The sequence below is a fragment of the Kitasatospora sp. NPDC059747 genome (assembly GCF_042732955.1).
In the GTDB taxonomy this organism is placed as follows: domain Bacteria; phylum Actinomycetota; class Actinomycetes; order Streptomycetales; family Streptomycetaceae; genus Kitasatospora.
Map to the genome: position 1 here is coordinate 27,001 of NZ_JBHWGV010000100.1, position 8,071 is coordinate 35,071.

General features: G+C 76.0%; 7 protein-coding genes. 2 read left to right on the forward strand and 5 right to left on the reverse strand.

All coding sequences use genetic code 11. The features are described 5' to 3' along the window. Positions 1-242: 242 nt before the first annotated feature. Positions 243-611, reverse strand: a complete 369-nt coding sequence (locus ACFV4G_RS33010) for a MerR family transcriptional regulator (protein WP_380445851.1) — start codon at positions 609-611, stop codon at positions 243-245. A 96-nt stretch (positions 612-707) separates the two neighbouring features. On the opposite strand from ACFV4G_RS33010, the gene ACFV4G_RS33015 reads away from it, so the two are divergent. Continuing rightward, a complete protein-coding gene (locus ACFV4G_RS33015; protein ID WP_380445852.1) occupies positions 708-1,493 on the forward strand; it encodes an amidohydrolase family protein in 786 nt (261 codons plus the stop codon). A 302-nt stretch (positions 1,494-1,795) separates the two neighbouring features. Here ACFV4G_RS33015 and ACFV4G_RS33020 read toward each other — a convergent pair whose 3' ends face one another. From ACFV4G_RS33020 to cseB, 4 genes are all read right to left on the reverse strand, one after another. Next, positions 1,796-4,351, reverse strand: a complete 2,556-nt coding sequence (locus tag ACFV4G_RS33020) for an ABC transporter permease (protein ID WP_380445853.1) — start codon at positions 4,349-4,351, stop codon at positions 1,796-1,798. Positions 4,352-4,378: 27 nt separating this feature from the next. Further along, positions 4,379-5,128, reverse strand: a complete 750-nt coding sequence (locus ACFV4G_RS33025; RefSeq protein ID WP_380445860.1) for an ABC transporter ATP-binding protein — start codon at positions 5,126-5,128, stop codon at positions 4,379-4,381. 148 nt (positions 5,129-5,276) lie between these two features. Next, positions 5,277-6,521 (reverse strand): sensor histidine kinase, encoded by a 1,245-nt coding sequence (locus tag ACFV4G_RS33030; protein ID WP_380445854.1) that lies wholly within the window; start codon positions 6,519-6,521, stop codon positions 5,277-5,279. A 5-nt stretch (positions 6,522-6,526) separates the two neighbouring features. Further along, a complete protein-coding gene (gene cseB / locus ACFV4G_RS33035; RefSeq protein WP_380445855.1) occupies positions 6,527-7,243 on the reverse strand; it encodes a two-component system response regulator CseB in 717 nt (238 codons plus the stop codon). A gap of 252 nt (positions 7,244-7,495) precedes the next feature. On the opposite strand from cseB, the gene ACFV4G_RS33040 reads away from it, so the two are divergent. Continuing rightward, positions 7,496-7,924, forward strand: coding sequence for a hypothetical protein (locus ACFV4G_RS33040; protein ID WP_380445856.1), 429 nt, complete (start codon positions 7,496-7,498; stop codon positions 7,922-7,924). The last annotated feature ends 147 nt before the right edge of the window (positions 7,925-8,071 follow it).

An 8,071-nucleotide genomic window follows, 5' to 3' on the forward strand; every position in this document is an offset into this window, starting at 1 on the left:
ACCGTCAGCACACCTCCGACCAACCTGGCCCTGTGCAACGTGACTCCTCCCCCGGTTGAAGCCGGGGGCTTCTCGCTAAGCCCGGTTGGCTTCGCGACGGGCCGGCCCGGCCCGTAGGACGTTGACGGCTCCCACGGTGTCGGCGTGCGCCGGGCGCCGGAGGCGAACAAGGCTCCCTGACACCTCCCGATTCCCGTGACCCGCAGGGGCGTGGCCGACGTCGGCCACGCCCCTCCCGCGTCTCAGGCCGCCGGGGGCAAGCCGGCCGCCTCGGTGGCCGCGATGGCCTGCCGCAGGGCCTGCCGGGCCTGGTCCAACTCATCGGCGCGGCGGTCGAGTTCGGTGAGCTGGGTGCGCAGCTTGCGCAGCACCCCCGGACACGCGCGCAGCGGGCCCTCCGGCTCGCCGCAGGGCAGGAGCTGCTGGATCGTCCGCGTCGGCAGCCCGGCCGCGAGCAGGGCGCGGATCTGGCGCACGGTCCGCTCGGCGGACGGCTCGAAGTCCCGGTAGCCGTTGGGGAGACGCGTCGACGTGAGCAGGCCGACCCGCTCGTAGTAGCGGATCAGGCGCTCGCTCGTACCGCTGAGCCCCGCCAGTTCGCCGATCCTCATCGTGCCCCGCTCCCCCGTCCGGCTTGACCTTGTCACGGTGTCAGGGTTGAACACTAGTGCCCGTCCCCGCACAGCGGCACCGACCAGGAGATTCCGTTGATCATCGACGCGCACAGCCACGTCCACGACCCGGTGGACGGCCACCTCGCCCTGCTCGACGAGGCGGGCGTCGACCGCGCCGTGCTCTTCGGCACCCGGCCGCACCCGGAGCGGGCCGGCGACCTGGCCGGCTTCAAGCGGGAGATGAGCGTCCTGCACGACACGATCAGCGGCCGCTCGGCCGGGGCGGATGCCCACGCGGCGGCGGTGGACGAGCTCGCGGCCGTCTGCGCGGCGCACCCGGACCGGTTCATCGGCTTCGGCAAGGTGCGGTTGGACGTACCGGCCGAGCGGATCGCCGAGGAGGTGCAGCGGGACGTCGTCGCACGCGGCTTCCGGGGCATCGGCGAGCTGACGCCGCCGCCGGACGGCGCGGGCCTGGTCGAACCGGTGCTGCGCGCCGCCGCCGACCACGGCGGGCTGCCGGTCGTCGTCCACGGCTTCGCACCGACCACCGCCGGCGACATCGCGACGCTGGCCGAGCTCGCCCGCCGCCACCCGCGCGTGCCGCTCGTGCTCAGCCAGCTCGGCGGACTCCACTGGCTGCAGGCGATCGAGCTGGCGCGGGAGACCCCGAACCTGTACCTCGAACTGTCCACGGCGAGCGTCGTGTTCGCCGTGCGGCTGGCGATCCGCGAGGTGCCCGACCGGACGCTCTTCGGCTCGGACGCACCCTACGGCGACCCGGTCGTCACCCGCGCGATGGTCGAGCGCGCCACGCCGCCCGGCGAACTGCGGGACCGCGTGCTGGGCGGGACCTTCGCCGAACTCCTGGGCCTCTGAGGCCGCTTGAGGCTTCCGCCCGCCCCCGACGGGGGTGGGGGCGGGCGGAACGGGTGCCGCCCGGGCCGGCCGGACGCAGGCCCGGCGGGCGGGGCGTGACGCGCCCGGGCGGGGAAGCGGCGGCATGCCGAGCGACGGCCCCACGTCCCGGCCGGAGCGCGGACGAACCGGCCGGACGCAGGCCCGGCGGGCGGGGCGTGATCCACCCCGGCGCGGACCTCGGCCTGATCCGAATGACCCGCCCCACCCACACAGACCGCCGCGGGTCGCGCCACCGTCGGGGCACGGGCGCAGCCCGGGTCTCACGCCTCGGCGGCCGCCGCCAGCGGGCCCAGGGCGGCCGCCCGGCGGGCCGGGACGGCGGCCGCGAGGGCGCCGATCGCGAGCGAGACCGCGCACACCAGGAGCAGCGTGCCCCACGGCAGCGCCAGCGTGTAGTGCTCCACCGCGCCGGTGGCCAGCGGGCCGACCGCCCACGCGCCGGCCAGGCCGGCCGCCAGGCCGAGGAGGGTGCCGTACGCGGCGACGGTCACCGCCTCCAGGCGGATCATCCGCCGGACGCCCGCGCGGTCCAGGCCGACGGCGCGCAGGACGCCGATCTCGCGGGTGCGTTCGGCGACGGACACGGCCAGGGTGTTGACGATGCCGAGCGCGCCGATCAGCGCGCCGACGGCGAGCATGCCGTACATGACGGCCAGCAGGTCGCCCATGACCCCGGCCGCCTCGCGGACGAGCTGCGCGCGGTCCTGCACCTTCACCAGCGGGCTGTTGCCGAGGGCGGTGCGCAGCCGCTGTTCGAGGGCCGGGGAGGTGGCGCCATCGGCGGTGCGGACGAGGATGCGCTGGACGGAGCCGGGCAGGTAGCTGTTCTGCGCCACCTCCGCGCGCGCGGCGAGCACGTCCCGGGCCGTCGGGTCGTCCCGGTAGACCGCCACGACGGTGTACGGGCGGGCGTCCTGGGTGCGGCCCATGCGGGCGTCGAGGCGGTCGCCCGGGGCGAGGTGGTGTTCGCGGGCGACGGTGGCGGAGACGGCGACCCGGCCCGGACCGAGGTCCTGGAGCGAGCCGCCGGTCAGGTCGAGCCGCAGGACGCCGCCCGCCGTGTCGGGGTCGACGCCCGCGACCTCCAGGACCGTGCCGCCGGCCACCAGGGTGGAGTCCGTGACGGCGCTCGCCGTCCGCACGCCCGGGGTGGCGGCGATCCGTGCGACGGCGGCCGGGTCGACGCCGTCCATGGTGGAACGGGAGCCGATCACGTAGTCGGCGGCGAGCCCGGCGGCGGCCCGGTGGTCGAGGGCCTGCGCGGCGGAGTGCCCGATGGTGGCGAGGCCGGTGACGAGCGCGGTGCCGATCATGAGGGTGGCGGCGGTCGCGGCGGTGCGCCGGGGGTCGCGCAGCGCGTTCTCCCGGGCGAGGCGCCCGGCGACGCCGAGGCGGCCGGTGAGCCTGCCGAACGTCCGGATCACCGGGGCGGCGAGCACCGGCCCGAGCGCTATCAGGCCGCAGACGAGCAGGGCGCAGCCGAGCATCGCGCTCTGCAGGTTCGCCTCCGAGGCGTCCTTCGCGCCGCGCAGCGACACCAGCAGGGCCGCGGCGAGCGCGACCAGGACGAGGCCTGCCACGGCGCGGAGGCGCAACCGGTGGGCGGTCGGCGGCTGTTCGGCCGTCCGCAGCGCCTCGATCGGCGCGACCCTCGCCGCCCGGCGGGACGGCAGCCACGCGGCGAACACGGTGACGCCCACGCCCACGGCGAGCGCCGCCGCGACGGGCGCGGGGCCGATCACGAGGGGGCCGCGCGGCAGCCCGTCGCCGAGGAGTCCGGGCAGTGCGGCGGCGATGCCGAGGCCCAGCAGGAACCCGGCCGCCGACGCGGCGAGCCCGACCACGAGGGCCTCCAGCAGGACGGCCCGCGCCACCTGGCGGCGCTGCGCGCCGATCGCCCGCAGGAGCGCGATCTCGCGGGTGCGGCGGGCGACGAGCATGGTGAAGGTGTTGACGATGAGGAACGAGGCGATGAAGAGCGAGACGCCGGCGAAGACCAGCGGCAGCTTCTCGTAGCCGCGGGTGAGGGTGTCGACGAGGATCGTCTGCTGGGCGGCCCGGGCGGCGCCGGTGGTGGCCTCGGCCCGGTCGGCGGGGAGCACGGCGGCGACCTTGCGGGCGAGGTCGACCTGGTCGGTGCCGGGCGCGGCGGCGAGGTCGATGCCGGTGTAATGGCCGGGGGTGGCGAACAGCTGCTGGGCCGTCGCCCGGTCGAACAGGACGAGGGTGCCGCCGGCCGTCACCCGGGTGTCGTCGGTGGTGACGAGGCCGACGAGGCGCTTGGTCATGGCCGGCCCGTCGGTGGCGAGGGTGACCGGGTCGCCGATCCTCAGCCGGCCGGCGGCGGCCGTGCCGCGGTCCACGGCGATCTCGTCGCCGCCGCGGGGCGCGCGGCCCTCCGTCAGCGGGTAGCGGCCGTCCGTCCCGTCCTTGCCGGGGACGTAGGCGGCGGCCTGGTTGGCCCAGCGCGCGCCGACCCGCAGCGGGGTGCCGTCCGCCGCGTTCAGGACGGCCGAGCCGGCGGCGGACGGCCGGACGGCGGCCACGCCGGGCACGTCGCCCAGCTTCCGCACGAGCGCGTCGTCGAGCACACTGGTCGGCTGGTCGGCGCCGGCGCCGGGCCGGGGTTCCTTGGCGGTGACGGTGAGGGCGACGCCGGCGAAGTTCTTCGAGGCGGCGGCGCGGTGGGCCGCCGTGGTGGAGTCCGCGAACACGAGGGTGCCGGACACGAACGCGACCCCGAGGCAGACCGCGAGCACGGTCATCGCCAGCCGGGCCTTGTGCGCCAGGACGTTGCGCAGAGCTGTTGTCAACATGGGTTTCTTCCTGGGCGGTTGGCGGCGTCAGCGGGCGGCGCGCGCGTCGAAGCTCTGCATGACGTCCAGCACGCGGTCGGGCGTGGGGCGCACCATCTCGTCGACCAGCCGGCCGTCGGCGAGGAAGACCGCGCGGTCGGCGAAGGCGGCGGCGACCGGGTCGTGGGTCACCATGACGACCGTCCGGCCCAGTTCGCGGACGGAGTCGCGCAGGAAGCCGAGGACCTCCGTCCCGGCGCGGGAGTCGAGGTTGCCGGTCGGCTCGTCCGCGAACACCACGGCGGGCTGCCCGGCCAGTGCGCGGGCGACCGCGACGCGCTGCTGCTGCCCGCCGGACAGCTGCGCGGGCCGGTGGCCGAGCCGCTCGGCGAGGCCGACCATGGCGACCACCCGGTCCAGCCAGCGCTGGTCGGGGCGGCGCCCGGCGATGGCCAGCGGCAGCGTGATGTTCTCCAGCGCGGTGAGCGTCGGCAGGAGGTTGAACGCCTGGAAGACGAAGCCGATCCGGTCCCGGCGCAGCCGGGTGAGCTGCCGGTCGTCGAGCGGGCCGAGCTCGGTGGTTCCGATGCGCACCGAGCCGGAGGTGGGGGTGTCGAGCCCGGCGGCGCAGTGCATCAGGGTGGACTTGCCGCAGCCGGACGGGCCCATGATGGCGGTGAACTCGCCCTCCCGGAAGCCGATGCTGACGCCGTCGAGGGCGGTGACCCGGGTGTCGCCGGAGCCGTAGACCTTGGTCAGGCCGGTGGTGGCGGCGGCGATGCCGGGCGCATGGTGCAGGGTGAGCGGATCGGGTGTCACGGGGGCTCCTCTTCGGTGCGGGGACGTGCACTTCAGAGGGTGTCGGGGGAACGTATCGGTGCCCTGGGCGGCCGTGTATCGATGGCCGGTCCCGTTTGTAGCAGTTCCGTAGCGCGTCGGACGGGCGTCAGTCCGGTGGCAGGCTCAGGGTCGCGAGGGCGCCGCCGTCCGGGGCGTTGTCCAGGCGCAGGTCGGCGCCGAGGAGCCGGGCCTGGCCGAGGGCGATGGTCAGGCCGAGGCCGTGGCCGGTGCCGCGTTCGCGGGCGCCGGTGTGGAAGCGCCGCGGGCCGTGGAGCAGCAGGTCCGGCGGGTAGCCGGGGCCGTGGTCGCGCACGGCGACCGTCCGGCCGTCGACGCGGACGTGCACGGGGGCGGCGCCGTGGCGGTGGGCGTTGACGACGAGGTTGCCGACGATGCGCTCCAGCCGGCGCGGGTCGGTCTCCACCCGGAACTCCCGGTCCGCCACGGTGACTTCGGCGTCCAGGCCGGTGCGCGTCACCGCCTCCGCGACGACGGCGCCGAGCGGCACCGAGGCGCGGACGGGGCGTTCGGCGCCCGCGTCGAGGCGGGAGATCTCCAGGAGGTCCTCGACCAGGCCGCGCAGGTCGCGCACCCGGGCGCGCAGCAGGTCCTCGGTCTCGCCGGGCGCCAGGAGGTCGACGGCGGCGAGCAGGCCGCCCACCGGGGTGCGCAGCTCGTGGGCCACGTCGGCGGTGAACTGCCGTTCGGCGCGCAGGCGCCGGCCGAGGCTGTCGGCCATGAGGTCGACCGCGGCGGCGATGTCGGCCACCTCGTCGCGGCCGCCGGCCGGCCCGGTGCGGGCGTCGAGGTCCCCGGCGGTGATGCGGCCCGCGGTCTCGGAGACGCGGCGCAGCCGGCGGCCGAGCAGCCCGGCGCCGTAGACGGCGACGGGCACGGCGGCGCCGAGGGCGATCAGCGAGGCGACCGTGACGGTCGCGTCGAGGCGGCTCAGGGTGTGGAGTTCGGGGCTCGTGTTGACCCGGACGGCGAGCACCGGGCTGCCCGGGCCCGCGGTGCGCTGGGCGCCCCAGACGCTCGGGCCGAGGTTGCCGTGGACGCTCCCGTCGTAGGCCGTGTGCCGCTGCCCGTCGACCGGGTCGCGCAGCGCGGCGGGCAGGCCGGCCGGGTCGAGCTCGGCGCCGTCCGCGAGCGCGCCGGTGCGGCGGTAGACGTCCATGGCGGAGTAGACGGTGTTGAAGGCCTGCGCGTCGGCACGGTCGCGGATGTCCTGCGCCGTCCACACGTGCACCAGCACGCCGACGGCTGCCGCGACCAGGCAGGCGGTGAGGGCGGCCAGCGCGGCGATCTTCCAGCGCAGGGACGTGCGGCGCGGGCGCCCGGGCGTTCGCACCGGGCTCAGCGCCTGAGCTTGTAGCCGAAGCCCCGGACCGTCTCGATCCGGTCCCGCCCCAGCTTGCGGCGCAGCCGCTGCACGCACAGGTCGACGACCCGGCTGTCGCCGTCCCAGCCGTAGTCCCACACGTCGCGCAGCAGGGTGTGCCGCTCCAGCACGACGCCCGGCCTGGCGGCGAACTCCAGGAGCACCTTCAGCTCCGTCGGCGTCAGCGCCACGGGAGCCCCGGCGACGGACACGACCATCCCGGCGGTGTCGATGGCGAGGTCCCCGAAGGTGAGCACCTCGCCGTCGGAGGCGGCCGGCCCGGCCCGCTCCGGCCGCGGGCCCGGCGCCGGTGCGTACGTCGCCCGCCGCAGCAGTGAGCGGATGCGCGCGACCAGCACGAACGTGTCGACGGGCTTGACCACGTAGTCGTCCGCGCCGGCCTCCAGCCCCGCGACGACGTCGAGCCCGTCCCCGCGGGCGGACATCATCAGCACGGGCACCAGGCTCGTCTCCCGCACCCTGCGGCACAGCCCGATCCCGTCCAGGCCGGGCAGCATGACGTCCAGGATCAGCAGGTCGAACTCCCGCTCACGGAACAGCTCCAGCCCGGTGAGCCCGTCCGCCGCGGCCGTCATCGCGTACCCGTACCGCTCCAGCGCGACGGTGAACGCCCGCCGCATCAACGCGTCGTCCTCGACCAGCAACACACGGACCGGAGGGACGTCGGACACGGGACGGACGCCTCCTCTACGGACGGTCGGCGGGGCGGGGGCAGGAACGTGAAAGGGACGATACCGCAGACATCGGACACCCCCGCCGCACCGGAGGACATCGACGCCGGATCAAGCGCCCGCTGATACACGACGGATACAAAGCCCTCAATCGCATTACTCATTAACGCATCAGTCTTTACTGATTCTTGGGCATCAACTAGGCTCTCGGGGTTCCAGCCACCGACCCGCACCCAAAGGGCGCACCATCCCGTGAGAGTTCCCCGCCTCGACGGCGCCAGGCTCGCCGTCGTCACGGCCCGCGTCGCGCTGGTCGCCGAGGTCCTGCTGAGCCTCTGGATCGCGTACGCGGCGTGGAGCATGCGCAGCGTGGCCTACCTGGACGACGACGGGACCGATTTCTCCCGCTACGGTGTCGCGGTCTTCCCCGCGCTGGGCCTGGTGTGGGCGGCGCTCTGCGGGTGGGGCGTCGTCGCGTCCGTGCGGCGGTCGCGCTCCGGGGAGCGCGGTGTGGTCTTCGGCCTGACCGTCGTCGCGGTGGCGCACTTCCTGGGCGGGATCTGGAGTGCCGTCTGCGGGGGCTGGCACCTGGGCGGGGGGCTGTTCCTCCTCTCCGTCCTCTACGCGACCGCGGCCAACCCGGCCCGGCCGCACCGGGAGCCCGGCCTGACGGGCGGCTGACGGGCGGCTGACGCGCCGGGGCCCGGGGGAGGGGGGGGGGGGGCGGCGGAACCGGGGGGGCGCCGGCCGAAGCCCTCGTAGCACGGGCCACCGGCCCCGCGGGCCGATGGCGGTGGCAGGGTGTGAGGCCCGGCGGCGCGGGGGGAG

Bases quoted from the DNA above. Each gene is read 5' to 3' on its own strand.
- ACFV4G_RS33010 (WP_380445851.1), bottom strand. From the start codon at position 611: ATGAGGATCGGCGAACTGGCGGGGCTCAGCGGTACGAGCGAGCGCCTG.
- ACFV4G_RS33020 (WP_380445853.1), bottom strand. From the start codon at position 4,351: ATGTTGACAACAGCTCTGCGCAACGTCCTGGCGCACAAGGCCCGGCTG.